This is a genomic window from Roseibium aggregatum IAM 12614, assembly GCF_000168975.1.
Lineage (GTDB): Bacteria > Pseudomonadota > Alphaproteobacteria > Rhizobiales > Stappiaceae > Roseibium > Roseibium aggregatum.
Genome location: NZ_AAUW01000020.1, coordinates 1 through 24,707, shown reverse-complemented (window position 1 = coordinate 24,707; position 24,707 = coordinate 1). Strand labels below are relative to the sequence as shown.

The 24,707-nt window shown below is 58.6% G+C and carries 27 protein-coding genes and 1 pseudogene; 6 read left to right on the top strand and 22 right to left on the bottom strand.

Annotated features, from left to right (window positions below; translation table 11 throughout):
• Nucleotides 1–34 precede the first annotated feature (34 nt).
• From SIAM614_RS23455 to SIAM614_RS23435, 5 genes are all read right to left on the bottom strand, one after another.
• On the bottom strand, nt 35–1,045 hold the full coding sequence (locus SIAM614_RS23455) for an ABC transporter permease (RefSeq protein WP_006938433.1): 1,011 nt from the start codon (nt 1,043–1,045) through the stop codon (nt 35–37).
• Between the two features lie 16 nt (nt 1,046–1,061).
• Complete coding sequence (locus SIAM614_RS23450; RefSeq protein ID WP_006938432.1) at nt 1,062–2,564, bottom strand: sugar ABC transporter ATP-binding protein; 1,503 nt, start codon at nt 2,562–2,564, stop codon at nt 1,062–1,064.
• A gap of 89 nt (nt 2,565–2,653) precedes the next feature.
• Nucleotides 2,654–3,601 carry a sugar-binding protein gene (locus SIAM614_RS23445; protein ID WP_006938431.1) on the bottom strand — a complete coding sequence of 316 codons (948 nt, stop codon included), beginning with the start codon at nt 3,599–3,601 and terminating at the stop codon, nt 2,654–2,656.
• A gap of 279 nt (nt 3,602–3,880) precedes the next feature.
• On the bottom strand, nt 3,881–4,873 hold the full coding sequence (locus SIAM614_RS23440) for a sugar-binding protein (RefSeq protein WP_040440960.1): 993 nt from the start codon (nt 4,871–4,873) through the stop codon (nt 3,881–3,883).
• Between the two features lie 39 nt (nt 4,874–4,912).
• Complete coding sequence (locus tag SIAM614_RS23435) at nt 4,913–5,893, bottom strand: NAD-dependent epimerase/dehydratase family protein (protein WP_006938429.1); 981 nt, start codon at nt 5,891–5,893, stop codon at nt 4,913–4,915.
• Between the two features lie 190 nt (nt 5,894–6,083).
• Between SIAM614_RS23435 and SIAM614_RS23430 the strand changes: the two genes are divergently transcribed.
• The 3 genes from SIAM614_RS23430 (at nt 6,084) to SIAM614_RS23420 (ending at nt 9,036) form a co-directional block, all read left to right on the top strand.
• Nucleotides 6,084–6,824 (top strand): ATP-binding cassette domain-containing protein, encoded by a 741-nt coding sequence (locus tag SIAM614_RS23430; RefSeq protein WP_006938428.1) that lies wholly within the window; start codon nt 6,084–6,086, stop codon nt 6,822–6,824.
• Nucleotides 6,825–6,837: 13 nt separating this feature from the next.
• Nucleotides 6,838–7,833 (top strand): ABC transporter permease, encoded by a 996-nt coding sequence (locus SIAM614_RS23425; RefSeq protein ID WP_006938427.1) that lies wholly within the window; start codon nt 6,838–6,840, stop codon nt 7,831–7,833.
• 129 nt (nt 7,834–7,962) lie between these two features.
• Nucleotides 7,963–9,036, top strand: a complete 1,074-nt coding sequence (locus SIAM614_RS23420) for a LacI family DNA-binding transcriptional regulator (protein ID WP_229598003.1) — start codon at nt 7,963–7,965, stop codon at nt 9,034–9,036.
• Nucleotides 9,037–9,038: 2 nt separating this feature from the next.
• On the opposite strand, the gene SIAM614_RS23415 is transcribed toward SIAM614_RS23420, so the two are convergent.
• The 4 genes from SIAM614_RS23415 to SIAM614_RS23400 all read right to left on the bottom strand — a co-directional run bounded on the left by SIAM614_RS23415 (nt 9,039) and on the right by SIAM614_RS23400 (nt 13,030).
• The gene (locus tag SIAM614_RS23415) at nt 9,039–9,518 is read right to left on the bottom strand and encodes a DUF6636 domain-containing protein (protein ID WP_229598002.1); all 480 of its coding nucleotides are present in this window, start codon (nt 9,516–9,518) and stop codon (nt 9,039–9,041) included.
• 141 nt (nt 9,519–9,659) lie between these two features.
• Nucleotides 9,660–10,523 (bottom strand): TniQ family protein, encoded by an 864-nt coding sequence (locus tag SIAM614_RS30785; RefSeq protein ID WP_006938424.1) that lies wholly within the window; start codon nt 10,521–10,523, stop codon nt 9,660–9,662.
• Nucleotides 10,520–11,401, bottom strand: a complete 882-nt coding sequence (locus SIAM614_RS23405) for a TniB family NTP-binding protein (protein WP_006938423.1) — start codon at nt 11,399–11,401, stop codon at nt 10,520–10,522. The genes SIAM614_RS30785 and SIAM614_RS23405 overlap by 4 nt, the downstream gene beginning before the upstream one ends.
• A gap of 12 nt (nt 11,402–11,413) precedes the next feature.
• On the bottom strand, nt 11,414–13,030 hold the full coding sequence (locus SIAM614_RS23400; RefSeq protein WP_006938422.1) for a Mu transposase C-terminal domain-containing protein: 1,617 nt from the start codon (nt 13,028–13,030) through the stop codon (nt 11,414–11,416).
• A 269-nt stretch (nt 13,031–13,299) separates the two neighbouring features.
• Between SIAM614_RS23400 and repC the strand changes: the two genes are divergently transcribed.
• Complete coding sequence (gene repC, locus SIAM614_RS31320) at nt 13,300–13,617, top strand: replication initiation protein RepC (protein WP_267871948.1); 318 nt, start codon at nt 13,300–13,302, stop codon at nt 13,615–13,617.
• A gap of 130 nt (nt 13,618–13,747) precedes the next feature.
• Here repC and SIAM614_RS23390 read toward each other — a convergent pair whose 3' ends face one another.
• The 3 genes from SIAM614_RS23390 to SIAM614_RS23380 all read right to left on the bottom strand — a co-directional run bounded on the left by SIAM614_RS23390 (nt 13,748) and on the right by SIAM614_RS23380 (nt 15,479).
• A complete protein-coding gene (locus tag SIAM614_RS23390) occupies nt 13,748–13,957 on the bottom strand; it encodes a YgaP family membrane protein (protein ID WP_040440982.1) in 210 nt (69 codons plus the stop codon).
• 103 nt (nt 13,958–14,060) lie between these two features.
• Nucleotides 14,061–14,732, bottom strand: a complete 672-nt coding sequence (locus tag SIAM614_RS23385; RefSeq protein ID WP_040440981.1) for a Crp/Fnr family transcriptional regulator — start codon at nt 14,730–14,732, stop codon at nt 14,061–14,063.
• Nucleotides 14,733–14,816: 84 nt separating this feature from the next.
• Nucleotides 14,817–15,479: a peroxiredoxin gene (locus tag SIAM614_RS23380; protein ID WP_006938418.1), complete on the bottom strand. Its 663-nt coding sequence runs from the start codon at nt 15,477–15,479 to the stop codon at nt 14,817–14,819.
• Between the two features lie 101 nt (nt 15,480–15,580).
• Between SIAM614_RS23380 and SIAM614_RS23375 the strand changes: the two genes are divergently transcribed.
• Nucleotides 15,581–16,474: a hydrogen peroxide-inducible genes activator gene (locus tag SIAM614_RS23375; protein ID WP_006938417.1), complete on the top strand. Its 894-nt coding sequence runs from the start codon at nt 15,581–15,583 to the stop codon at nt 16,472–16,474.
• Between the two features lie 28 nt (nt 16,475–16,502).
• Here the strand turns inward: SIAM614_RS23375 and SIAM614_RS23370 are convergent, their stop codons facing one another.
• The 10 genes from SIAM614_RS23370 to SIAM614_RS23330 all read right to left on the bottom strand — a co-directional run bounded on the left by SIAM614_RS23370 (nt 16,503) and on the right by SIAM614_RS23330 (nt 24,216).
• Nucleotides 16,503–16,946, bottom strand: a complete 444-nt coding sequence (locus tag SIAM614_RS23370; RefSeq protein WP_198137386.1) for a DsrE family protein — start codon at nt 16,944–16,946, stop codon at nt 16,503–16,505.
• A gap of 17 nt (nt 16,947–16,963) precedes the next feature.
• A complete protein-coding gene (locus SIAM614_RS23365; RefSeq protein ID WP_006938415.1) occupies nt 16,964–17,929 on the bottom strand; it encodes an SLAC1 anion channel family protein in 966 nt (321 codons plus the stop codon).
• Between the two features lie 18 nt (nt 17,930–17,947).
• The gene (locus SIAM614_RS31755) at nt 17,948–18,085 is read right to left on the bottom strand and encodes a hypothetical protein (RefSeq protein WP_006938414.1); all 138 of its coding nucleotides are present in this window, start codon (nt 18,083–18,085) and stop codon (nt 17,948–17,950) included.
• Nucleotides 18,086–18,097: 12 nt separating this feature from the next.
• Complete coding sequence (locus SIAM614_RS23360) at nt 18,098–18,511, bottom strand: DUF5368 domain-containing protein (RefSeq protein ID WP_006938413.1); 414 nt, start codon at nt 18,509–18,511, stop codon at nt 18,098–18,100.
• Nucleotides 18,512–18,522: 11 nt separating this feature from the next.
• Nucleotides 18,523–19,824 (bottom strand): NAD(P)/FAD-dependent oxidoreductase, encoded by a 1,302-nt coding sequence (locus SIAM614_RS23355; RefSeq protein WP_006938412.1) that lies wholly within the window; start codon nt 19,822–19,824, stop codon nt 18,523–18,525.
• 103 nt (nt 19,825–19,927) lie between these two features.
• Nucleotides 19,928–20,515 (bottom strand): DUF6691 family protein, encoded by a 588-nt coding sequence (locus SIAM614_RS23350; RefSeq protein ID WP_006938411.1) that lies wholly within the window; start codon nt 20,513–20,515, stop codon nt 19,928–19,930.
• A 3-nt stretch (nt 20,516–20,518) separates the two neighbouring features.
• Nucleotides 20,519–21,067: a YeeE/YedE thiosulfate transporter family protein gene (locus SIAM614_RS23345; RefSeq protein ID WP_040440977.1), complete on the bottom strand. Its 549-nt coding sequence runs from the start codon at nt 21,065–21,067 to the stop codon at nt 20,519–20,521.
• Between the two features lie 215 nt (nt 21,068–21,282).
• Nucleotides 21,283–21,420: a cytochrome bd-I oxidase subunit CydX gene (gene cydX / locus SIAM614_RS23340; protein WP_006938409.1), complete on the bottom strand. Its 138-nt coding sequence runs from the start codon at nt 21,418–21,420 to the stop codon at nt 21,283–21,285.
• A gap of 16 nt (nt 21,421–21,436) precedes the next feature.
• On the bottom strand, nt 21,437–22,600 hold the full coding sequence (gene cydB / locus SIAM614_RS23335) for a cytochrome d ubiquinol oxidase subunit II (protein ID WP_006938408.1): 1,164 nt from the start codon (nt 22,598–22,600) through the stop codon (nt 21,437–21,439).
• Nucleotides 22,601–22,605: 5 nt separating this feature from the next.
• Entirely contained in the window at nt 22,606–24,216 is a 1,611-nt protein-coding gene (locus SIAM614_RS23330; protein ID WP_006938407.1) for a cytochrome ubiquinol oxidase subunit I, read from the bottom strand.
• A gap of 89 nt (nt 24,217–24,305) precedes the next feature.
• On the opposite strand from SIAM614_RS23330, the pseudogene SIAM614_RS23325 reads away from it, so the two are divergent.
• A pseudogene (locus SIAM614_RS23325) lies at nt 24,306–24,707 on the top strand (penicillin-binding protein 2); the annotation flags it as partial.

Below are 24,707 nucleotides of genomic sequence, written 5' to 3'. Positions count from 1 at the left end.
CGAAACAGGCGCTACTCGTTCTCGGCACTCTTTGTCATTCGGGCAGCGACTGAGGTTTGGGGGCCGCGCCCTTGATTGTCGCAAGGGCAACGGCCTGGCGCCTGGAATTTCGGTGTTTGGTGATCTGTGTGTCGGCAATGACACCGATGAGGATCACGCTGCCCATGACCGCAAAGTTGAGGGAAGAGGGAATCCCGAGCAGATTGACGAGGTTCTGCAGGACTTGCAGCAGAATGACACCGAGGACGACCCCGACAACCGAACCTTCACCGCCGCGCAGGGAAAATCCGCCGAGAACGGCCGCGGCGATTGCGTAGAGTTCGTAGAAGTTACCGTGCGAGGCCGGGTGAATGGAGCGTGTGTACATGGCAAAGAAGATGGCGGAAAGACCCGTGAGAACGGCGCAGATGACATAGGCAAGTACGATGACCCGTCTGGTGTTGATGCCTGTGAAACGCGCAGCTTCCTCATTCTTTCCAACGGCGAAGAGATGCCTGCCGAACACGGTTCGGTGCAAAACGAACCACGCGATCACCGCGATAACGGTAAAGGCGATGATCGAGTGCGGCACGCCGCCGGTTCGCCCGGAGATCAACCATTCCAGCACGGGAAATTCGTCACCGAAGGAGAACCCGGCGGTTCCATCCTTGGTATAGAACCGGGCAACACCGCGATAAATCAGAAGACCGCACAAGGTGACGATGAAGGGCTGCAACTGCAGACGTGTGATCAGCCAGCCGTGAATTGAGCCGAAGATGGCCCCGCAGGTCAGCACGATCAGCGCGGCAACCGGCCAGGGCACACCCTGGACGACGATCAGATCAACAAACAGGACGCCAAGCAGCGCAATGAGAGAGCCGACGGACAGCTCGATGCCAGCCGTCACGATGACGAAGGCTTCTGCCAGAGAAAACAGGCCGAACAGACCGATGAGATTGGCTGTGTTTGCAAGATTGATCGGCGACAGAAACCTCGGATTGATCAAGGCGACAACCGATCCGACGACCAGAACGAGCAGGGCCAGTCCGATATCCTTCTTTTGCATTCGTATTCCTCACCGATTAGCCGACTGCAAGCCGGAGTATGTTTTCTTCCGTCAATTCGTCTGAGTTCAGGATTCCCGTGACATGCCCCCGGCGCATGACCGCGACACGGTCGGAGACGCCGATGACCTCTTCCATGTCGCTCGAGATCATGAGAATGCCGACGCCGTCCCGCGCGAGCGCCTGAAGCAGGTGGTAGACTTCGGCCTTGGCGCCGACATCGATGCCGCGCGTGGGTTCATCGAAAATGATCACCTTCGGGTTGGTGGCGAGCCATTTCGCCAGGACGACCTTCTGCTGGTTTCCGCCAGAAAGCTCTGCCGCAGAGTGGAATATGGAACTCGTCTTTATGGAGAGGCGGGCCTGTGAAGCCTGGGCAAGAGATGTCTCGCGCTCCCTGTCGACAACGCCAAAACGCGAGAGGTGATTGAGGCACGGCAGCGAAATGTTGTCGGCGATTGCAAAGTCCAGAAGTAGCCCCTGTTCCTTCCTGTCTTCGGGCACAAGCGAAAGCCCGGCCGAAATCGCCTCGGGAACCGAATGAGACTTCAACTCGGTGCCGTTGAGATGGATCGTTCCGTCCGAGAAGGCATCAACACCGAAGATTGCCCGTGCAAGCTCGGTTCTTCCTGCCCCGACAAGCCCCGCCACGCCGAGAATTTCACCCGCATGAAGATCGAGGTCGACGCTGGCAGCTGGAAAGGTGCTGGTGCGGACGCCCCGTAGTGAAAGAACCGGTGTCGACACCCCGTGTGCGGATTTTTCGTAGAACTGCTGAACGTCCCGACCGATCATCATCCGCACCATCGCGTCCTTGCAGATCTGTTGCCCAGTCAGTTCGCCGGCATTTTTGCCATCCCGCAGGCAAACGACCCTGTCGGCGACGTTTTCAACCTCGCTGAGGCGGTGGCTGATAAAGAGGACTGCGACGCCCCGGCTTTGCAGTTGCCGCATGACGGACAGAAGTCTCTCGGTCTCGGACAGGGTCAGGCTGGAGGTTGGCTCGTCGAGGATGACAAGACGCGCGTTCATCGAAAGCGCTCTCGCAATTTCAAGCAATTGCTGATCGGCAAGAGAAAGGCCGGAAACCGGGTCGGCGGGACCGAAGCGGGTCCCAAGCAGCTGCAAGATCGGAGCAACCTTGGCTTCCATGGCCCGCCGGTCGAGCAACCGCAACGGACCTGACGTGATTTCGCGTCCGAGCAATACATTCGCGGTGACGTCGAGATTGGAAAAGGGATTGAGCTCCTGATGAACGAAGGCGATGCCGAGACGGCCGGCTTCCGCGGGCGAAAGAGCACTGTAATGTTGACCGTCGATGTGAATGCCGCCACCGTCAGGTGAGACCGCTCCGCCGAGCACTTTCATCAATGTGGATTTGCCGGCACCATTTTCGCCAATCAACCCGACAATCTCTCCGCCGGCGATACTGAGATCGACATCCTGCAGGGCAACAACACCCGGATAGACCTTCGTTACCCGGGAAAGTTCGAGCGATATCTTCTGAAAACCGGATGGCAAGGGTCTGGCTCCAATAGGTCGGGGGCGTAGGCTGCGCAGTCCGCTATCTTCGGTCCGCGCAGCCTGCTGGCTGGCTTGGGAGTATCGGCCTAGCCTTTGATCCGCGCCTTCAGTTCTGCCTCGAAGGCATCGACGTTCGACGTGTCGATGATCTTGGTCGGAACAATGATGAGGCCATCCCCTGGAATGCCGCTCTTGTCGCCTTCCAGGAACTTTGCCATCAGGTGCATGCCCTGGTAGCCCCACTGGTATGGGTCCTGCACCACGGTGCCGGCGAAGCTGCCTTCGCGGATGGCGCCAAGCGTGATCGGGTCTTCATCGAATGCAATGACGGTGATCTCACCCAGTTTGCCCGCGGCCTGCAGCGCCTCGTAGATCTTGGGCGGGTTATAGGAATAGAACCCGACCATGCAGTTGACTTCAGGATTTGCGGCCAGGACATCGTCGACATTCTGACGGGCCTTGGGGAAGTCGACATCGTCACCGCGCACGTCGACAAGCTCGATGCCCGATCCCTTGACCGTTTCCCGGAAGCCGGCGATGCGTTCCTTGGCGTTATCCGCCCCGAGGAAGCCGACAAAGCCCATACAGGTGCCGCCGTTCGGCAGGGCCTTCTTGGCGATTTCGCCTGCCTGATTGCCGGCAAGCGTGTTTGACGATCCGAGATAGGCTATGCGGTCACTTTCGGGGGCGTCGCTGTCTGTGGTGAACAGCGGAACCTGTGCCGCGATGCGGTTGAAGGCGTCGATTGACGTCTTCGGATCGACCGACGAAATCATGATGGCGTCCGTACCGGCGGCCACGAGATCGTCCATCAGCGCGTTTTGAAGCGCGGCCGTTCCCTGGGCCGGGTAACGGAACTGCAGATCATAGCCCGGCAATTCGGCCTGTGCGGCATTCACACCGGCCTCGGCCAGTTTCCAGAAATCTGAAGCTGCGTTGACGACGAAGGCGAGCTGCGGCTTGTCCTGGGATTGCGCCGCTGTGGCGGTAAGGGCGGCAATGGCCGCGATGCAAAGAGTTTTCCCGAAGTTCATATTCTCCTCCCTGTGAAGAACGTCAGAACTAATGTGTCTGACAAGTTATTAGTAATATTATTAGTAAATGAGTTCAAGCCATTCTTGGGAAGCGACGGACGTCCGCTCAGCGGTCCGGACCGTTACGGCAAGCTTCCGGTCTCATTGTTTAAAGGTTGATTTCAGACACGATTTCGCGCTTCCGGCGTGCCGGCCGGAATGTTTTCCTGTCAGCCTTTCCAGAAAAAGCGCCGCCGGACCCAATGCGCAAATCCGGCGGCCAGAGGAGAGGTTGGTGGGTTAGTTGTTCGCGCAGAACCCCGGATCTTCCTGGTTGCAGACATCCAGGCCCGTATAAAGCGGATCCTCGACGCTTTCGCCTTTGATCAGCTGGATCATCACGTCAGGAGCGCGATAGCCCATTTCAAACGGGCGCTGTCCGACCTGGGCATGGCTTCTGCCATCGCGGAACGCCTTCGTCTGCGGGGGAAGCGTGTCGCCCGCGATGATGATCAGATCCTTCGATTTCAGCTTGTCCATCACCTGGTCGGTGACCTGTGTATAGGCCTGAGGCGCGAATTGTGCCCATCCCCCAATGAGGATGAACGCATCGAGATCCGGGTTGGCGATGAAGGTATCGGCCATCTGCTGGTTGGCGAGATCGGCCTGGTCATTTGTGAAGACCGGGCAGCCGTCCACTTCGCTCCAGCCATTCTGGCCGGTCAGCCGGTCGGTGCCTTTTGCGCCGGAAGCCGTGTCGCGGAAGCCTTGAGCGCGGGCGTTGATGTTGTCCGCGGCCACGTTGCCGAGCTGCAGGCAGACAGTGCCGCCATCGGGCTTCAGTTTGGCCGCTTCCTCAGCCATCTTGACACCCATCAGGTAGTTGTCGGTTCCCAGATAGGTTTTGCGCAAATCCCGGTCTTCCGCCAGAAAATCCGCATCGATGGTCATGACGGGCACGCTCGGCGCGATCTGGCGGATGCGGTTGGCCATGGCAGGTGCGTTGGACGGTGAAATCGCGATTGCCGCGACGCCGCGGGTCAGGAGGTCGTCTACGATCTGCACTTCGCCGGCTTCGTCAGCGGACGACGCCGGGCCGGTGTAAAGGCACTCGTATTCACTGTCCGCGTTTTCGGACATCCATTTCTGGCAGCCGAGATTTATCTGTTCGAAGAACGGGTTATCGAGACCCTTCACGACAATCGCGAGCGTCTTCTTGTCCTGCGCCGGCGCGGAGCCGATCTGAAGAGCCATTACGACCGCAGTCCCGAACATCAGTATCTTGTGTCTCATGCGTATCACTCCCTTCTGTTTTTCAGGCCCCGGCGCGGATTACCCCGGGTACCAGATCATGCGGGGATCTTTTTCGTCCCTTCTGTAATTCCAGGCCCGTTCAATGAGGGCCTTGAGGTCCACCGACGGGCTCCAGCCGAGCAGCAGACGCGCCTTGGTGTTGTCGAGCCAGTTGCTGTGCATGGATGTCGGGATTTCGGCAATCTTCAGCGAACGGGTTTCGACGAGGTGATGCGCGGCGCATCCATAGTCGACCGGTTCGTTCATCGAGATGTTGAAGAGCTGTCCGGCCGCTTCCGGCGCATCGAGAGCCGCCAGAATGGCCGAGACGAGGTCGTCCACATGGACGAAATTTCTTTTCAGCGGGTGACCGTCCCTGTCCTTCAGCAGCGGTACGTGGTTCCCGTCTGCATAGGTGCGTAAGTCCTCTTCCGGCAGCAGTTCCGTCCAGAGCGGGCCGCCGAACTGGTCCGGCCCGAAAGAGAGCGCAAAGCGGAAGTCGTCCTTCTCCATGATCCAGGGAGCCCGCAGGACACAGCCGTTCAGGCCGTACTGATGCCGGTATTGTTCCAGCATCACTTCCTCCAGCACCTTCGTCAGGGCATAGCAGCCCGGATAGGCCTTGCGCTCCGAGGTTTCCGTCACCGGGCCTTCGTACGGCTGAAAGGCATGGCCGACAGCGCAGTCTCCGCTGATGAGAACGAACTGACTGGCGGTCTTCTGCAGGCGGAATTCCTCCAGAAGGACGAACATGCCCTTTACCGAAACATCCATTGCCAGGTCGGGGGATTCCTTGACCGCCGCCATGTGCAGGACATGGGTTACGCCGCTCATGGCGCTTGCGACGGCGGCAGGATCGGCAATCGATCCTTGAACGACTTCAACGCGCTCACCACCGGAAATCATCCGGTTATTGCAAAGGGCCACGACGCTCCACTCCCGGAACCGGTCCGAAGACAGGAACTCCGGCAAAAAGTTTTGTCCAACCTTTCCGGAGGCACCGGTGAGCAGCAATTTCATTCAACGTCCCCCTTGCGTTTATTAAATAGTATTTATTAATATTAGTTAGTCAAGGATCGAAATTGATTGGACGGCGGTGTCTCAGGGGGAGCGGTTGGCGGGATGACAATGGTCGTTGCCGCAGCCGGACCGCTGAGGTCGGCAACGGTCGCAGAACCGGACCGAACCGCGATTGGGGAGGAGCGATCGAATGTCGAGGCTGCGGCTGACAGGAATCTCAAAGAGTTTTGGCGCCATCCAGGCCCTGAGCGATGTCTCGCTGGAGGTTGCTCCAGGGGAGGTGCTGGGGCTGATGGGCGATAATGGGGCGGGCAAGTCGACGCTGGTGAAGATTGTCGCCGGAAATTTCAGACCCACGCACGGATCGATCTCCATCGATGGCGACACGGTGGACTTTCACAAGCCGCGTGATGCACAGCGGCAGGGAATTGAAGTCGTCTATCAGGACCTGGCGCTGTGCGACAACCTGTCGGCAGCGTCCAATGTGTTTCTCGGCCGTGAGCCGAGGCGGCGCGTCGCCGGGTTTCGCTTTCTCGACTACTCCACCATGCACCGGCGCTCGGCAGAGCTTTTTGCCATTTTGAAATCGGAAACCCGGCCCAGGGATCTCGTCAGGCGAATGTCGGGCGGGCAGCGCCAGGCCGTCGCCATTGCCAGGACGCTGCTGTCGAATGCCAAGATCGTACTGATGGACGAGCCGACCGCCGCGATCTCGGTGCGTCAGGTCTCCGAGGTGCTGGATCTGATCCACCGGCTCAGCGACCAGGGCATCAGCGTCGTCCTGATCAGCCATCGCATGCCCGACGTCTTTGCGGTGTGCAGCCACATCGCCGTCTTGCGCAGGGGAGAGCTGGTCGCCAGCAAACTGGCCAAAGACAGTTCACCGGAAGAAGTGACCGGCCTGATTACCGGCGCCATCGAAACGGCGTGAGGAGGAGTTTCCGATGACCACTCTCGAACAAGCAATCGACTTCAGCCAGCATCGGTCCCCGGTCTCCCGGATCCTCGGCTCCCAGATCTTCTGGGTGTTCGCGGCCGCCGTCCTGGCGTGTCTTGCGCTTACACTGCTGACGGATTCCTTTGCCACCCAACGCAACCTCTTCAACGTGACGCGAAACTTTGCCTTCGTCGGCCTCATCGCAATCGGCATGACCACCGTGATTGCCTCCGGCGGCATCGATCTGTCTGTCGGCTCCACAGTGGTGCTGGCTGCAATGGTCATCAGCGTGCTGATGTCGACCGGATATCCGTTCTGGATCTCCGCAGTAGCCGCGCTCGCCGCGGCAGCCGCGGTTGGTTGGCTCAATGGCCTCTTGATCGCCTATGTCGGCATGCCGCCGTTTGTCGTGACGCTCGGTATGCTCTCGGCGGCCCGCTCGCTTGCGATGGTTCTGTCGAACAACAAGATGATCTGGGAATTCGGACCCGATCACGATCTGCTGCTTTGGGTTGGTGGCGGCTCGACCCTCGGTCTGCCGCATCCGATCTACGTTCTCGTCTTCCTGGCCGCGCTGATGAGCGTTGTCTACCGTTGGACACGATGGGGGCAGTATGTGTTCGCAATCGGTGGAAACGAACAGGCGGCAACGCTCACGGGCATCCCGGTCAAGCGAATCAAGGTCTCGATTTACGTCTTCTCCGCACTGACTGCCGGCGTTGCAGGCATTCTCATGGCTGGTTGGCTCGGCAGCGTGACAACAAATCTCGGTCAGGCGATGGAACTGACAGTGATCGCCGCTGCCGTCATCGGCGGCGCGAACCTCGCCGGTGGCCAGGGAACGGCACTTGGGGCGGTGATCGGAGCGCTGCTGATCGAAGTCATCCGGAACTCTTTGATACTGCTTGGTATTTCGACCTTCTGGCAGGGAATGTTCATCGGTTGCTTTATCATTATTGCCGTTGCTTTCGACCGCATCCGGAATTTGAGCTCAAGCGACTGAACACACTGGAGAACCGTGAACCCGGCCGGCGATGACAACCTTGGAATTGTTGCTTTTGCAACGCAATACGGATAGTCATTCGCCGGCTTCGCAGCCACCTTGTTCAACGGTGAGGAAAACCGGAAACTGATGTCAAAAAAACGCCGGCTCGGAACAGATAGACGTCCTACGATGATGGATGTTGCCGCGACAGCCGGAGTTTCGCAGGCAACGGTTTCTCTTGTTCTGAACGGCAGTCCGGGCGCGAAGTTGAGCGACGCGACACGCAGACGGGTGAACGAAGCTGCAAGGCAGCTCGGATACACCCTGGTCCGCCGCGGACCCCGAACGGTCATGGGCGACCGCACCAACATCCTGTTCATCGCCGACGAGATCACGACAGACCCCTGGATGGCGCTCGCGTTCGAGGGTGTCCGGGACAAGGCCTATGAATACGGCATCCACGTCAGCCTGGCGGTCAGTCACGGCGACGAGGAAACCGAAAAGATGATCCTCTCGCAGATGAGCCACATGCCCTTGCTGGGCATCGTCTACGGGACAATTCTGACCCGCCGGGTTGATCTGTCGCCGGCCTTTGATGACCAGCACACGGTGTTGCTGAACTGCTATCGGCCCGAGCGCGACCTGCCGTCGGTGGTTCCAGGAGATGTGCTTGGCGGACGGACCGCGACCGACCATCTTATAAATGCCGGATACCATCGCATCGCTCTCATCAACGGGCAGCAGGGGGTGGATGCCTCCAGAGACCGGCTCAAAGGTTACCGGCAGGCCCTTTCCAGTCACGATATCCCGTTCGACAGCGAGTTGGTCAAACCCGGCAACTGGGAGCCGCTTTCAGGTTATGAGCACACCCATGCGCTTCTCGACCTCGACACGCCTCCCGATGCGATTTTCTGCGCCAACGACCTGATGGCACTTGGCTGCTACGATGCCTTGAAGGAGCGCGGTCTCCGTGTTCCGGAAGATATTGCGGTAATAGGCTTCGACAATCGCGAGATTTCCAAGAGCATGCATCCGCCGCTGTCGACGCTCCTCCTGCCGCATTACGAAATGGGCGAGATTGCATTCGAGCTTCTTCTCGACAATGCCAATGGCCGCCAGGCGGGACCTGCGCAAATCAAGGTGGAATGTCCGCTTGTGGAGCGCAACTCGGTGAAGGTGATGGCGGAAGTCCTAGACGCCGCAGGATCGATCAAAGCGTAAACCTAGAAAACGCTCTGCTTTGCCCTGGACAAGAAAAATCCATGATCGTCGCGATTGCTGCACTTCAACCCTTTGCGTGAAGAGTGGCAGATAAAGCCGCCAAACTCGCCGGTCACGCCATATTCGGCTCGATCAAATCCGCCTTTATTTCTATCCGTTTGAACACACAGGACTTCCGCCGGGCCTTTCTCTCTCATGGAAAAGGTATGCCCCCAATCGAGCCTGCAGCCTCCAGGCCTCGGCAGTGCGGGCGGTCCGGATCGCTCGATGATCGTACAAGTGATATCGGAAAGAACATTGAAGTCCTCGCCCACGGTGCACTGAATGTTTTCTGACGGTGTTTCGAATGTCCAGACGTCAGCCAATGAGACACCTGTGGCAAGCCTCAGGCCAAGCACGATTGAAAACAGGAAAAGCACGACACGAAAGTGCGAAGTCACATTTGAACTTTTCGATTGAGCAAAACTCTTTTCATTGATCATGTCCAACTCACTCTCCCCACATGAGTGCGCGTATTTCGTCAAACTCTTCCGCAGTCAAATGTCGCTTGGCATTTAAATGCAAGAATGCGGCAGTTTTGGCATGTTTGGGCAGTTAATTGTGAGAACGCAGCGCTTTGATTCTCAGATTAACTGCATTTGGGTAGAGTGTCTCATTCGGGAAGCGCTGACGAAGAACGGCATTGCTTCCCGGTCGAAGCGTCGCCGGTGCAAGCCCAAGGTGGACCGCCGCAGCATGTGAAGCATTTCAACTCCGCCGGAATGTACCATTGCAACACCGGCCAGAAGGACGGCACGCAGATGTAGTGGCAAGACTGGATGCTGCGGCGTTGGGAAGCTGGTGCAACTTTCGGCAAGTACGTGATCGAGTTCCGGGATGATTTTTCCCAGCACTCTGAACCGCCACTGTTCTTCCTCGGCCGGGAAAGGCAACTCTATTCTGCGCATGAGCAGCAGACGTACAATCCCAGCCGGCGACGCCCAAGTCTTGATACCCCGTTTGGCTTCATCATCGAGCAGCTTCTCGCCACGAAGTGCAGTGTCGAGGTATTGCTGGAAAAGGGAGGCTCGTTCGTGATCATCAAAATCCCGGAGTTGGTTTCCGCACAATGGGCACGTAATGCGCCAGCCCTGTAGTTGGCTGCGCAGGACGGGCACCGGTTCCTGACCCGCACTGCAGTTCACGCAAACCTGTGTCGGCCGGACGGCGATGAGCCGATGCGATGATTGCGCAATATCTGTGAAGGTCATTTGACGTATCGCGGACGGTTTCGTGGCGAACATGTTGGCCAGGCGAATTTCCTGGTCGTTGGTAAGATGGAGATCAGCGCTACGCTGGGTACGGATTTCCGGGATGCAGTGCCGTAGCATGATCAGCGGAGAGACCTCATAGAAGCTGGCGTGCCGGCCGATCCAGGAGGACAGAAGCTCGTCGGAGACGGATGGCAATATCACCGGCAGCCGCTGTGTCACCATGACGTGCGTCATGCGTAGGCCGCTTCGGTATCGAAGTCCGGTTCCCAGCTTTCGATGACTTCGTCTGTAATGCGCTCGTGGCCATTCTCGATGGCATCGATCGCGAGGCTGTTGATCATGTGGAAGATATTTGCGGTGATACCCTCTGTGATCTGAAGTATCCGTCGCAGCGATTTCGCAGTCAGCACAGAGGGGTTGCGCAGAGGAGTATTGCGCAGGATGGATACGATCAGGGTTTCGAACTGGTCGTTGGCCGCCCACCGGCTCAACGTGAACTGCTGGAAACGGCGTGCAAGCTGAACGTCGCCGCTGATGGCCTCGCGCGCCTCGTTGACGCCGAAGCAGACCAGCGAGATCTGCAGTCGATTGCTGAGGAATCGGAGCGTGTTCAAGACGATGCGTTGTTCACGGTAGGATCCAGCGAGGATGTTATGTACCTCGTCGAGAACAAGCACCTGAACGCCGATGGCCTCCATGATCCGCAACGCAGCCTGCTCCATCTGGGCAATATCGGCGCGCGGTCGCTGAGGTGCGCCGAGAAGGGTTAGGAGTTCGGCGTAGAACCGTCGCTCACCGGGACGGCTGGTCATTTCCATGGCCAGGACTGGTGTCTTCAACGTGCCCGTTAGCGGATTGAAGCTCGATGGATGCTCGTCCCGGAAGCGCTTCATGATCATGGTCTTGCCCATGCCGCTGTCGCCGTAAATCGCGACAGAGGGCATGCGTGTGCCACGTGGGTGACCGAGGAGCGCTCTCAGCCGGTCCAAGGCCTGTTTGGCGCGCGGGTAGAGCACCCATCGGCGTGATCGTATCGCACGAATGCGGCGTTCGTCCGTTTCGGCAAGCAGCGCTGCGGCCCTGGCGGTTAGGTGGGAGACTTCATTGTTCATATTCGCTCCAGCTCAATCTGTATCCTCAACAAAGGGTACAGGTTTGCTGGAGTCGACACCGCGGAGCGAGCCCCATCCGCCATCATCCACCTTCGATTTCGAAGAAGAAGCTTTACTGCGTCGTGCTGCTGCCGTTTTTTTGGTTGCCGTATCGACGAGCTCACGTTGTGCGATCGCAGTACGGACGATGGCGCGGGTATCTACTTCACGGCGTCCCTTTGCAAGCAGGCTGCGTCGCGCCGTAATCGCTTCATGCAAAGTGACTGAAGGTAGGGTCACATCGGCATAGCGGGCTTCCACGAAGTTCCCGGATGGCCGTCGAACGAAGATGCGCGCCATATCGCGCGGATCATATTTGACTAGCAAACGCCGGTCCGAGCGTCCGACGTCGGCGCTAAGCGCTGCCGACCAATAGCGAAGGCCGAACAGGTGAATGCCTGTCGGGCGCAAAGTGCGCTCTTGCTCGGGCAGAAAGGTCAGCCAGAAGTGGAGCCTGTCTTGTGGTAGCCGAAGAGGAATCTCGCCCTCGTGCTCCCGCCACACCGCGATCGGCGGCCGGCCAAGGCTGCTGTGGATCGCTTGATGATAGGCGCCAACGATGTCGAGAGCGATGTACCGCTCGAGTTCCCGAAGCGTAAGCGCCGCATGCCGCTTGGAATTGTATTCGCCAAGCTCCTGCGGGTTGCTGAAGGTCGTTCCGGGCAAGAGATGCAGCCTCCCCATCTGCGTGCCGATCAGGCGCTCAATATGACCGCCGAAATGCGGCTCCCCCGGTGGCCGCCACTCGATCGCAATGCCAGCGTCCTGGCATCCTCGCTTGAAGGCCCGGCTGCGGAAGTCGGGACCATTGTCAACATGCACCATGTCCGGCAGACCAGCGACGGGCCACGGCTCCGTTATCTCGCGTTCCCGGAGCCATGCGGATTTGTCGAAAACGGAGTGTAACAGGCACAGGCTGGTCGATAGGCGGGATGGCGCTTCCATAGTGAGATAGAAGCCGGTCACCATCCGGCTGCAGACGTCCATCGCCAATGTCAGCCATGGTCGGCCGAGCGGTTCCCGTGTCTCCTCGTCAACGACGAAGATGTCGGCCTTGGTATGGTCGATCTGGACCACTGCCAGGGGACGAGAGGCTTTGAACACTCCGGGAACGGCCGTTGTCGCTTTGACGATCGTCTGTTCGCCGCGCCGCTTTGCGCGCTTCTGCAGGTCGATGTCCTTAAGGCGAGCGACGATCGTTCGCCGATGCGGTGGCTTCAATCCGGCCGAGATGCAGTTCGTCTGCACGTCCCGCACCAACTGCGAGATCGACGGCCGTGTTCGCTTCAGGTAGAACTTTTTGATAGTCGTGCCGACGATCTCCTCCCGCTTTTCGTCCAGCGTACGATGGCCCTCCGGCCGTCCTCGCTTACGATCGACCAGAGACAGAACCGTCCCGCCGGCGCGGAACAGCTTGACCAGCCGGTAGGCCGTTGCCTGGCTGACATCCATCTCGACAGCGAGCAGGGAAACCTCTGCGGCGGTCGCACCGTCAGGATTGCGCTTCAGGAAGCTGCGGATCGCATCTGCCCGTCGGCAGGCTTCATCCCAAAGCGCTTCGTCAATTTCGTCAGGAAACCGATCGTTCATGGCAGGCTCGCGAGGAAAACATCGCGAAAGTCATTCTCACATTAAGTGACAAAAGCCAAGTCAGATTATCAAATTAACTGCCCATTCTCAAATTTAGTGCTGGCTCAAGCGACTGAAATCGTTGACGCCCGATTCTTATAATTTAATGGAAAGCAACAGAATTGGCTCTTGAAAGAGAGCCTTGCGGCGGGCGCACAGAACTGCAATCGCCTAAACCGCAAGCCGCAAGGCCGGCGGGAGGCAAATTACCGGAAACGAACCTCGATGGAGTGTCCATCGGTCTCATTCGGGCAGCCTGTACTCAGGTGCAAAGTGAAGTCGGGCTTTCGTTCTCCGACTGGTCACGGCTGTGTCAGGCCGCGGATCACTTGCGGATTTTGATCGGCCTCAGTCCGGCCGGCTATCAAAATGCCGTGGAACGGCAGGGAAAATTCCTAGCCGCCGCTTGTCTTGTCGTCGTTGCTGAAAAAGCGTTGCGCGATCCGGACCAAATCGCGTCCCCAGGCGGATATTTCCGTGCCATGATCGACAGGGCAGGGGAGGGCAAATTGCACCTCCACAAATCCCTGCATGGACTGGTGTCGTGATGTGCGCGGCCACGGCTGGAGCATCGCCCCAGCCGGCCGATCGTGTAGAGCGAACGATCAATCTGGTTGACGTGTCTGCCGGAGAACTCATTGGACTGGGCTTGATGATGTAGACGGCAGGCCCGATGACTCAGCTTGCTTTGTAGGTCCTGATCCCGATGAGGCTGTAGAGAGGGCAATTTCCAACTGCGGCTGTGAGAAGGAAAACAAGAGCAACGGCGATCAACAACCAATGCAAGACGCCGCTTGAGGCGAACGCCGATCCAAAGGTAATGCCCAAGAGAATGATTGCGACAAACACGCGAATGCCGCGATCAATGGTTCCCATATTTCTTTTCATGTGCTGCTCCTTGATGGAATCCGAGGAAGCGAACAATCGCATGCCCAGCAGCCGGTTTTGTGTGACTTGGTCACCGTCCGCAAACCCTGTTTCTGTGCCTGTTTCACACAGAGCGGACAAGTTGTTCCAGTCCCTCCCGTCCCAGAAGGCGTATTTCGCCCCGCAACTGTTCGATCCAACCGCGGCGATGAAACTCCGAGAGCGTTCGCGAGATCACCTCGCGTGCCGTACCCAGCTCAGAAGCGAGGACCGCATGGGTCGCGTGGACATAGCCGTCGGCACTGGCAAGCTCCAGGAGACGGGAGGCGAGACGAACATCCATGCGTTGAAACACGATGTCATCAATCAGGGTGAAAAGGTCGGTGATCCGGCGGGAGTATGCTGTGAAAACAAACTCCCTGAATATGGACGAACGTGCTACGAGCTCGTCGAAGACCTTTCGCGGGATTGCTGCTGCCGTCACCTCTGTTTCTGCAATGCCTTCGGCGGAATAGTTCTCGAATGCCAGCATGCAGGCGGTGGTCAGCACGCAGCTTTCGCCGGCATGGACCCGGTAAAGCAGCACGTCACGTCCGGTCGCCGAGTGATGCTGGACACGCACCGTGCCCTCCAGCAGCAAGAGTAGATTGTCTGCGGACTGGCCGGCTTCGAAGACCCGGGTGCCGGCCGGAACCGAGACGATCCTGCTTCCGTTTTTCAGATCCGCACGAATGTCTGCGGGAAGCCCCCTCAGCCCCTGAAACCGGTCAATCCAGTTGTCTGCCAGGTGATTCATGAAGTGCGCTCCCATTCCAATAAAGGCAGGTTGCACGGCGGTACCACCCCGTGCAACTCGAATACCAGTTTTGCTTGCGGGTCGTCAGATTGCGCGCGTCGAAAAATACCAGTCCTTGGTCTGGTAGCCTTCGTTCATTCGCGCATCTGCCGCATCTGTCGTCTGGGGTGTCGGCACGATAACATCCTCGCCGGGCCTCCAATTCTCGGGCGTTGCCACCTTGTGCGCGTCCGAAGTCTGAAGGGCCTGGATCAGGCGGAAGAATTCATCGACGGAGCGGCCGTTGGTCATGGGGTAATAGACCATAGCCCGCAGAATGCCTTCTGGATCGATTATGAAGGTCGCCCGAACCGCTTGCGTGTCGGATGCGCCGGGTTGGATCATGCCGAATGCCTGTGCCACCTTCATGTCCAGATCGGCAATGATCGGGAACGGAATGGTGACGTCGAAGGTCTCCTTGATGGAGCGAACCCATGCGATGTGAGCGTAGTGACTGTCGATGGAAAGGCCAAGTAGCTCGGTATCGAGCCTGGCGAAGTCTTCAGCCCGGCGAGCGAAGGCGGTGAATTCAGTCGTGCACACCGGGGTGAAGTCGGCCGGGTGCGAGAAAAGGATCAGCCATTTGCCACGGTAGTCCGAGAGGGATTTCGTTCCGTGTGTGGTCAGTGCGCAGAAGTCGGGAGCCGGCTCGTTAAGGCGTGGTAGGCCGACATTACGATCGTTTGAGGCAGGGGTTTCAGCAGTCATCGATAGGCTCCTTGAGTGGTTGCCTGCCAAAAGTATGAACTTGCTCGTTATATTGGAAATTGATTTAATGGTATTTTGTAATTCAAAAAAACGATCAGTAGATGACCACTCTCAGACAGCTTCGGTTTCTCACGGCACTTGCAGAAACGAGAAATTTCTCCCGCGCGGCTGAACTGTGTCATGTCACGCAATCCACGCTTTCGAACGGCTTGAAAGAACTTGAAGACAGGCTGGGTGTGCAGGTGGCGGAACGGACCAAGCATTCGGTCATGATGACCCCTGTCGGCGAAGATCTTGCGGATCGTGCACGAGATGTGCTCGCCCGTGTGAAAGACTTCGAAGACCGCGCCGACCGGGAGATTGAGGCCGGGACCACGCAGCTTCGGCTGGGAGCGATCCCGACCATTGGCCCGTTTCTCATGCCGAGAGCCATGCCACTGCTCCGCGCGGCATATCCGGATATGAAGCTTTACCTGCGCGAGGAACTGACCGACTCGCTCATCGCCGGACTTGTCGACGGACGACTCGACCTCATATTGATCGCACTTCCCTACGACCTGCCGCCCCAGATCGTTACCGAGGAGCTTTTCACCGACGGCTATTGTCTCGCCGTCCCGTTGAGTCATCCCCTGGCGAACCGGAACACCCTCACAGGCGAGGACTTGTCCGGACGGGAGCTACTTCTTCTGGAACCTGGGCATTGCCTTCAGCGACATGCGCTGTCCAGTTTTCCGGCAATTCTGTTTAATGAAGACCGGAGTTTTGCGGCAACGAGCCTTCCTACGCTTATTGCGATGGTGGAGGAGGGACTTGGCATTACCCTCTTGCCTCAGCTCGCTCTTGATGCCGGTGTTGCAAAGGGGCACACCTTGGGCCTGTCTGGGTTGCCCGACGCGTGTCCGCGACGGGTAACGCTTGCGTGGCGTAAATCCTCCGCTCTGAGCGATCTTTTCAGCCAGATAGGTGCTCACCTGCGAGATGCCTCTTCCATGTGATAGATCGACACCACTGGCGAATGCAGCATTAGAAACTGAGCACGCGCGTACCGTCAGCCATCAGCCGCGCTGCCATTTCGTCGGGCTTTGCCACACCGACACCTTCAAGCAGGACTGACGCGTCTTCCCCGCGGCCAGGCAGGTAAATCGCACAGACCTCGACCGAGGTCCCGGTTTTCTGACGGATTGCCTGCATAAGCCCCTGAGGGCTCATATCACGCGGAGGCTGGCCGGAGGTTGCGCTCTCCGGAGCGTTGCGCAGTGCAATGTCTCCCGCCGGTCCGCAGAGCAGGATGTGTGCTTCGGCACCCTGTTGCGCCGCCTGCATTGTCAGCACCATAGCCATCAGTTGGGTCTGAGGCTCGGCCGAGGTTACCACGGTCACGAGTTTTTTAGCTTCCTGCGCTGTAACGGCCGTTGCTGTTGCGGCGCAGATTACCGCGACTGAGAGGGCACGGGTCAGGAACTTCATGGGGCTTCCTTTCAGGTTCATTCAGGTTGGCAGATCTCCCGCGCCACGACAGCGCGGATAGTTCGGACAGTCAGCGCTGCGATGGTGAGAATGAGAAGCGCCAGCAAGGTCCAGCCGATCACGCGGTGTGGCGCGGAGCCATCAAGTGCAGCAAAGCGGAAGCTCGCTGTGGTCATTGCGGCCAGAGGGAATGACAAGGCCCAGAACGGCAGAGCAAACGGAAGCCGCAACAGCGCAGGGACCTGGATCGCAACAAGCGCGGTAAAGAAGTAACCGATGTTCAGCAGCAGCCGGGCCGGTGCATCCACGGCGCCGCCCGACAGTTGAATCCAGGCGAGAAAGGCGACAGCGGGCGGAGCGATCAGGATCACCAGTGTCGGACGCAGTTTGCCGGGAAGCGGATCGTGAAAGATGAGCCGGTTGAAGACAAGTGTCAGCAAGACGATCCAGAAAACGATACCGACCGAGAAGAAGTACCAGCTCGCCTCAAAATGGCCCAACGGGACACCGGCGAGCGGAACAACAACGTTGCCCACCGCCGGTATGAACCAGGCCGGAGAGAGCTGACCTGGGCCGAAGGAGCGATGGGAGATCCAGGTCGTTACCACGACAAGCGTGAAGACCGCCTGTGCCGACGCTCCGATAATCCAGACGATATTAGCTGCTGCGGGATTCTGGTCACGCAGGAAAGTCGCAAAAAGCAGTAGCGAGATTGCGGTCGCCGGAAAAAAGGCGAGCCTTACAGGATGGTGCCATTCCGCGGCAACGGATTCCGGATGGCGCAGCGCCTTGAGAAGATACATCGTGGCAAGAAACAACATAACCGCAAAAGCTGACCAGCCGACGGCCGAGGAAGCCCAGGCAACGCCGCAGGCGTGCAACGCCAGAGCCAGACCGAATAGCCCCATCGTGACGCCGAAGATGCTGATCGGGAAATGTTCCAGTCGTGACGGCAGCGCTGCCAGTCCGGTATCAACGGTCATGGTTTTTCAATCCTGAGGTTATTCGAAATGGTCTTCGCCAAAGCTGACCAGCTTGGCGTTGTAGATTTTCTTGCCAGGTCGTTCGATCAGGTCGAGCTGAAGTTCGAGCCATTGCTTGTGACATTCGTCGTCCAGTGCGATCTTGCCGTTCAACATGATGATCGCCCTTCAATTGGATGAGACCGGGTGACGATGCCTTGTCTCGGCACGCGTACCTTGAGACCGGCGCTGACGTGTCCGCTCAGTCCCGATCAGAGCCTCGAGCGTGTAGACCAGGATGGCCGTGCCAACCGCTCCGATCACAGCCACAAAAAGGAACACGATCAAATCCACCGGTCCGCCAATGTCGGACAGGCGGGAATGGGTCATGGTCAATACGAACCAGACCGATGCAACCGCGCCGAAGGGCATGGAAAGCTGCGCGAGCAGAAACTTTTTCCAGCTTACCGAACGGTCACGGATCAGCACATAGAAGTAGGTGAGCGTTACCGCTGCGGCGAGGGCAACCAGGGTCCAGAACAGGCCGCGGCCAAAAATTTCCTCGAACACCGCGATCAGGCTCTGAAGTGCTAGTTCTTTCATGGTCGTTCTCCTCAGGCCTGTCCGCGGAGCATGGCATTGTAGGTTGCCTTGAGCGCGACTTCCTTCATCAGCCAGCTAATCCAGAGCTCTTCGAGCGGGGCAATAATGCCCGGGAACGAGGGAACGAGATTGTCCCGGTAGTCGAACTCCACCAGCATCGCCCGGCCGATCCGGGTGATCAGCGGACACGAGGTATATCCGTTATAGGTCTCGGTTCCCTCGCGGCCCTCAATGGCGGCGATGAGATGATCCTCCACCACCGGCACCTGCCACTTCACGCTCGCGGCCGTCTTTCCCTTCGGCACGCCAGCCACGTCACCAAGAGCAAAGATTTCGGGGTATCTCAGATGGCGCAAGGTTGCCTGATCGACTTCGACCCAGCCCTGGTCTGTCCATCGGTCGGCCCACGAAAGCCCGGAGTTCCTGATGAAGTCCGGTGCCCGTTGCGGCGGAATGACGTGGATGTAGTCGTAGTCGATTTCTTGCTGTCCGTTTTCGGTCGCAAATACGGCGCGCCTTGCACCGGGGTCGATCGCGGTCAGCGTGCTGGTGAGCAGCGTGTCGACGCCGCGGTCCTCGAACAGCATGCGAACTTTTTCCGCCACGATCGGCACGCCGAACAGGGAGGATTGCGGCGCGGCATAAATCATGTTCATCTTGCCCGCATTTCCCGCGCGGCGGGCAAGGTCGTCGATCAGGAACGTGTGCTTCAGGGGAGCGCCTGCACATTTCATTTCTGTCGCAGGTCGCGTGAAGATGCCGGTGCCTCCTGCTTCCGTGAAACGTTGCGCCGCTTTCCAGGTGCGCTCGGCTTCAACCGGCCCGCCATAGAGAGCGCCGATGCCATTCTCACCGACAAGATCTGCGGAGAACCCCTCAATGGCGCCGTAGTCAAGCACGAGGCCTGGTGCAAGGATAAGCCAGTCGTAGTCGATAACGGTTCCGTTCTCGGTAGAGACGGTTTTTGCCTCGCCGTCGACGGCGGCCACCCGTTCGCCCATCCACACGATGTTGGCCGGCAGCCAATGGGCCACGTCAGATGTGACGTAATCCGCAGGCTTCAGCCCCGTCGCCACGAGCGACAACCCGGGTTGATAGAGATGGGTGGTCCTTGGATCGATGATTGTAATGCTTGCACCGTCCAACCGTCGCACCAGGCGATTGGCGAGTGCGGTGCCAGCCGCCCCGGCCCCGACTATGACAATACGAGCCTTTGTCGCAATCGGTTTGGCGGCTGCTCCACTGCCGGCCAGCGGTGCGACTGCCAACCCACCCGAGATGGCGGCAAGCGACAGAAAATCTCTCCGGTTCATTGTTTTCCCTCCCTTTTGAAGATGCTGAAATCAGCACCTTCTCGTGTTGTTGCCATTCCCTGCAGAGCTGGAATGATTCCGGGTTGGCCATGTGGCACCCGAGTTATTCGGCGGGAAGCCTGCCTGTCGCATCTCCCGTCAGGCGCTGCGGCAAGGCGAACGCGACGGCAACGAAAACTGCCCCCAGTGCAATGCCGAGAAGATCGCCCTGAACCGTCCAGATGCCCTCATAGGCAGAGCCGGGTACGGCGCCTAGCGTGACCTTGCCGCCTGCGATGTCATCAAGCAGTCCGGAGGCCTTCCACATCGGATAGGTCGCCATGTAAGCGGCGGCTCCGAACAGACCACCGACGACGTAGATCAATGCACCTCTTCGACCGGTAGCCGCGGCGCCAATGGCCGTGCCCGGACAGTAGCCGGCAGCCGCCCAGCCGACACCGAGCAGCAGTCCGCCGATAAAGACGCCTGCATAGGCCGCCTTGACCGACATGTGGCCGACATCCACAAGCCCGAGCAACTGGCCGCCGAACATCAGAATCGAACCGGTTCCGATGGCCAGAAGGATGGTTTTCATCAGGTTCAGGCGCCGTAATGTCAGCATGCCGATGATGACATTGGGGTTGGTGGCCCCGATCCGGTCCAGGACGAAGCCGAACGCGGCACCGATTGCAATGGCGAGCACGAGGGTCATCGGTCAATCCTCCCTGTACATAAAGAGGGCTGTTGGAACGGCTGCGAGAAAGGCGCCGAGGGCGAAGATGTAACCGGACAGGGACGTCTGCATCATGCCGCTCATCATGTGTCCGGAGGTGCAGCCACCGGCAAGACGCGCGCCGTAAAGCACGACAAAGCCTCCGGCAAAGGCCACCGCGTAGTGCTTCCACGGCGTGTCGCCAAAGTTGGCCCGCCAGACGGCAGGCAGACGGCGCTCCTGTTGGCCGATGCCGCCCTTGAGCAGCGTTGAGACCAAGGCGCCCGCCGCCATGGCCAGCACAAAAATGAAACTGTAGTTCAACGGGTTTGCGGCATTACCGGCATATTTGCCGTTCGACTTGGCCATGTAGGCATTCGTTGATGTGTAACCGTCTGCGGTCCTGGTGATGAAATCGGGCGTAACAACATCCGCAACGATTGCATCAAGGATAACGAACTGCGTGCTGACACCGATGGGCTTCACGAGAAGCACTGCGGCAAAGAAGACCGCACCGAGCAGGACGCCACCTAGTCTCCAGTCCCAGGTCATTTCGACATCTCCTTTGGTATCGGGCCGGCAGACTATGCGAAACATTTCGCTTTTCACCGGCAGTTCCCGATTTCCTAGCATGTCATGGCAGCATCACTCGGTGACTTGGTCACCAACGGACAGGAGATTCCTTTCTTCCGGCCCTCCCTCTCGCATTGAAGGCTGGGATGCGGGTCAGCGTGAAAAGGCCGGTTCCATAGCCGGCCTCATCACCTTTAATCCTGAACGGCGGGCGGTCGTTCCTCGTGCTCGTCGGCGAGGACACGATCCCGCTGCAGTTCGAGCCACATCGCATTCATCACCGCAAATATCGCGGCGAGCGGCAGACCCAGAAGCCAGGCGAAGTACCACATGGTTTTGCTCCTTATCTCAGTAGACGGTGTCCGAGTTGCCGGTAACGTCCGCTTCGGTGACCTTGCCCCAGAGCACTTTGTAGACCCATGCGGTGTAGGCCAGGATCAACGGCATGAAGATCACCGTGACCACCAGCATGATGAAAAGTGTCTGGTGAGAGGACGAACTGTCCCAGACCGTCAGCGAAGAGTTCGGGTGGAGAGATGACGGCAAGATAAACGGAAACATTGTTAGACCTACCGTCGAGATTGCTCCAAAAATGCCGAGTTTGGACCACAGCAGAGTAGAGACTTCGCGGCCTTTGCGCAGGCCGAGCACAGCCATCGTCATGCCCGCGAAACCGAGTAGGGGAGCAATGATGATCCATGGTCTGGCAACATAGGCGGACAGCCATGTAGATGTTCGCTGAACTTCGGAGTAGAGCGGGTTTGACGGCCCGTCCGTCACGATGTCACCTGTGAGGGCATACCCTTCGATCACCAACAACAACCATAGCCCCGACACCGCGAAACCGGTAATCGTCATCAATCCCGTTACCACACCGATGCTTCGCGCGCGCTCGGCGACCACGCCCTCCGCCTTCAGCGACAGCCAGGCTGCGCCGTGGGTGGTCAGCATGGCAAAGGATACAACGCCCGTGAGCAATGCAAAGGGGTTGAGGAGGCCCAGAAACTTGCCGTAGTAACTGCCCTCGTAGCGAGAGAAGAGGTCCGGCGTCAGTTCGAACGGCACGCCTTGAAGGACGTTTCCGACTGCGACTCCGAAGATCAGGGCCGGCACCGCACCGCCAACGAACAAAGCCCAGTCCCAGCTGTTTCGCCAGATGACGCTTTCACGTTTGGATCGGTACTTGAATGCTACGGGGCGCAATATGAGCGCCGCTAGAACAGCGAACATCGCCAGATAGAATCCGGAAAAGCTGACCGCATAAAGCGGTGGCCATGCGGCAAAAATCGCGCCACCTCCGAGAATGAACCAGACCTGGTTTCCTTCCCAGACGGGACCGACGGTGTTGATAACGATGCGCCGTTCAACATCCGTTTTACCGACGAAGGGAAGCAGCGCTCCCACGCCCATGTCGAAGCCGTCCGTAAGGGCGAAACCAATCAGCAGGACACCCAAAAGCAGCCACCAGATAAGGCGAAGAGCGTCGTAGGGAAGAAGTTCATAGAGGATCATGACAGTCACTCCGCAGGGGTTGCAAACGGCACCTGGCCGTCATGGGTACGCAAGCGGTGTTCGTGGCGGGCGTTCCAGATTTCCGTCTCCTCGACGTCCTGATAAGGGCCCTTGCGGATGTATTTCAGCATCAGGCTCATCTCGACCACGAAGAGGATGGTATAGAAGGTCACAAACCCGGTGAGGGTGAGCAATACGTCCTGAATGCTCAGGTGGCTGACGGAGAGGGCCGTCGGGAGAATGCCGTCCACTGTCCAGGGCTGACGGCCAAACTCGGCAACGAACCAACCTAGCTCCGCTGCAATCCAGGGCGCCGGAATGATCGCCACGGCGAGCCGGAGCGCCCAACGGGGATAGCTTTGCTGGCAGAAAGAGGAACGCCAGAAGAAGTAGATCATCACCCCGATAAAGGCGAAGCCGAGACCGACCATGACGCGGAAGGACCAGAACAGCGGCGCAACGCCGGGAATGGTGTCTTCGGCTGCCCGGGCAATATCCTCGGGCGTAGCGTCCCTCGGGTCGTCCATATAGCGAAGCAGAAGGAACGCAAAACCCAGGTTGCCGGAGTTTTCCTCGAAGGTATCGCGCACTTGCGGGGCTGTTTCTGACCTTTGCTCACGAATGGTCATGAGCGCGTCATAGGCGGCAATTCCGCTCTCGATCCGCGTCTCGGCTTCGGCGACGAGGTCATTTATTCCGGGAATTGTTTCCGTGAGCGAACGGGTGCCGATGAGCCCCATGACCCAGGGGATCTCAATGGCATAATGTGTTTCACGCGCCTCCTGGTCGGGTAGCCCGATCAGATTGAAGGGGGCCGGAGCCTCATGGGTCTCCCACATGCCTTCCATCGCGGCGAGCTTCATGCGCTGTGTGTGACTGGCCGAATAACCGGATTCATCCCCCAGCACGACGACGGAAAGAGCCGATGCGAGGCCGAAGGAGGCAGCAACGGTGATCGATCGGCGCGCCATCGGCATGTGCCTGCCCTTGAGCAGGTACCAGGCGGACACGCCGAGCACGAAGACCGAGGCGGTGACGTAGCCAGCCGAGACGGTGTGGACGAATTTTGCCTGGGCAACCTCGTTGAAGACCACTTCGAAAAACGAAGTCATCTCCATGCGCATCGTATCCGGATTGAACTGCGCCCCAACCGGGTTCTGCATCCAGCCATTGGCAATGAGGATCCACAGCGCTGAGAAGTTGGAGCCGATCGCGACCAGCCAGGTGACCGTCAGGTGTCCGACCCTGGAGAGCTTGTCCCAACCGAAGAAGAAGAGCCCGACGAAGGTGGCTTCCAGGAAAAAGGCCATGAGCCCCTCGATTGCGAGGGGTGCTCCGAAAATATCGCCAACATAGTGGCTATAGTAGCTCCAGTTCATGCCAAACTGGAATTCCATGGTAATGCCGGTTGCGACGCCCAGAACGAAGTTGATACCAAACAACGTTCCCCAGAATTTCGTCATCTGCCGCCAGATCGGCCGGCCGGTCATTACATAAACGGTCTCCATGATCGCGACCAGGATCGACAGCCCCAGTGTCAGCGGCACGAAGAGGAAGTGGTACAACGCCGTCATCGCGAATTGCAGGCGTGACAGCTCGACAATATCGAGCTCCATGTCGTGTGCTCCTCAGTTTGCGGACCTGTGCTTTTCGGAAAATCAACGAGCACAGGACACATTTGAGGATCCCTAACACCCGATGCGCGCTGATGCGGGAAATGACGCCGCAGCAGGCGGAAAGGGTGCATAATCTCGGCTTGCCGGGGATCGGCTTCCTGTCGGAGAACCAGCGGTTCTACCCGGGCGGGCCGACCGCAGGGCATATTGTCGGGTCCGTCAACGTCGACAATCAGGGCCTCGCCGGGATCGAAAAATACATCGACGACTCCTGGCTGCGGGACCTTCAGTCTCTGGGGTTCACGTCGGACCGTACGATGGAGCCGGTCAAACTGTCCGTCGACCTGCGTGTTCAGCACGTCGTGCGCGACGAACTCGTGAAGGCGATGGAGCGCTACAAGGCCATTGCCGCCGCCGGTATCGTGCTGGATGCAAAGACCGGCGAAGTGGTCGCCATGTCGTCCTTGCCCGACTATGACCCGAACGACCGT

Coding starts and splice junctions, on each gene's coding strand:
- SIAM614_RS23455 (WP_006938433.1), bottom strand. CDS start 1,045: ATGCAAAAGAAGGATATCGGACTGGCCCTGCTCGTTCTGGTCGTCGGA.
- SIAM614_RS23445 (WP_006938431.1), bottom strand. CDS start 3,601: ATGAACTTCGGGAAAACTCTTTGCATCGCGGCCATTGCCGCCCTTACC.
- SIAM614_RS23440 (WP_040440960.1), bottom strand. CDS start 4,873: ATGAGACACAAGATACTGATGTTCGGGACTGCGGTCGTAATGGCTCTT.
- SIAM614_RS23435 (WP_006938429.1), bottom strand. CDS start 5,893: ATGAAATTGCTGCTCACCGGTGCCTCCGGAAAGGTTGGACAAAACTTT.
- SIAM614_RS23430 (WP_006938428.1), top strand. CDS start 6,084: ATGTCGAGGCTGCGGCTGACAGGAATCTCAAAGAGTTTTGGCGCCATC.
- SIAM614_RS23425 (WP_006938427.1), top strand. CDS start 6,838: ATGACCACTCTCGAACAAGCAATCGACTTCAGCCAGCATCGGTCCCCG.
- SIAM614_RS23420 (WP_229598003.1), top strand. CDS start 7,963: ATGTCAAAAAAACGCCGGCTCGGAACAGATAGACGTCCTACGATGATG.
- SIAM614_RS23415 (WP_229598002.1), bottom strand. CDS start 9,518: ATGATCAATGAAAAGAGTTTTGCTCAATCGAAAAGTTCAAATGTGACT.
- SIAM614_RS30785 (WP_006938424.1), bottom strand. CDS start 10,523: ATGACGCACGTCATGGTGACACAGCGGCTGCCGGTGATATTGCCATCC.
- SIAM614_RS23405 (WP_006938423.1), bottom strand. CDS start 11,401: ATGAACAATGAAGTCTCCCACCTAACCGCCAGGGCCGCAGCGCTGCTT.
- SIAM614_RS23400 (WP_006938422.1), bottom strand. CDS start 13,030: ATGAACGATCGGTTTCCTGACGAAATTGACGAAGCGCTTTGGGATGAA.
- SIAM614_RS23390 (WP_040440982.1), bottom strand. CDS start 13,957: ATGAAAAGAAATATGGGAACCATTGATCGCGGCATTCGCGTGTTTGTC.
- SIAM614_RS23385 (WP_040440981.1), bottom strand. CDS start 14,732: ATGAATCACCTGGCAGACAACTGGATTGACCGGTTTCAGGGGCTGAGG.
- SIAM614_RS23380 (WP_006938418.1), bottom strand. CDS start 15,479: ATGACTGCTGAAACCCCTGCCTCAAACGATCGTAATGTCGGCCTACCA.
- SIAM614_RS23375 (WP_006938417.1), top strand. CDS start 15,581: ATGACCACTCTCAGACAGCTTCGGTTTCTCACGGCACTTGCAGAAACG.
- SIAM614_RS23370 (WP_198137386.1), bottom strand. CDS start 16,946: ATGAAGTTCCTGACCCGTGCCCTCTCAGTCGCGGTAATCTGCGCCGCA.
- SIAM614_RS23365 (WP_006938415.1), bottom strand. CDS start 17,929: ATGACCGTTGATACCGGACTGGCAGCGCTGCCGTCACGACTGGAACAT.
- SIAM614_RS31755 (WP_006938414.1), bottom strand. CDS start 18,085: ATGTTGAACGGCAAGATCGCACTGGACGACGAATGTCACAAGCAATGG.
- SIAM614_RS23360 (WP_006938413.1), bottom strand. CDS start 18,511: ATGAAAGAACTAGCACTTCAGAGCCTGATCGCGGTGTTCGAGGAAATT.
- SIAM614_RS23355 (WP_006938412.1), bottom strand. CDS start 19,824: ATGAACCGGAGAGATTTTCTGTCGCTTGCCGCCATCTCGGGTGGGTTG.
- SIAM614_RS23350 (WP_006938411.1), bottom strand. CDS start 20,515: ATGACCCTCGTGCTCGCCATTGCAATCGGTGCCGCGTTCGGCTTCGTC.
- SIAM614_RS23345 (WP_040440977.1), bottom strand. CDS start 21,067: ATGACCTGGGACTGGAGACTAGGTGGCGTCCTGCTCGGTGCGGTCTTC.
- cydX (WP_006938409.1), bottom strand. CDS start 21,420: ATGTGGTACTTCGCCTGGCTTCTGGGTCTGCCGCTCGCCGCGATATTT.
- cydB (WP_006938408.1), bottom strand. CDS start 22,600: ATGATCCTCTATGAACTTCTTCCCTACGACGCTCTTCGCCTTATCTGG.
- SIAM614_RS23330 (WP_006938407.1), bottom strand. CDS start 24,216: ATGGAGCTCGATATTGTCGAGCTGTCACGCCTGCAATTCGCGATGACG.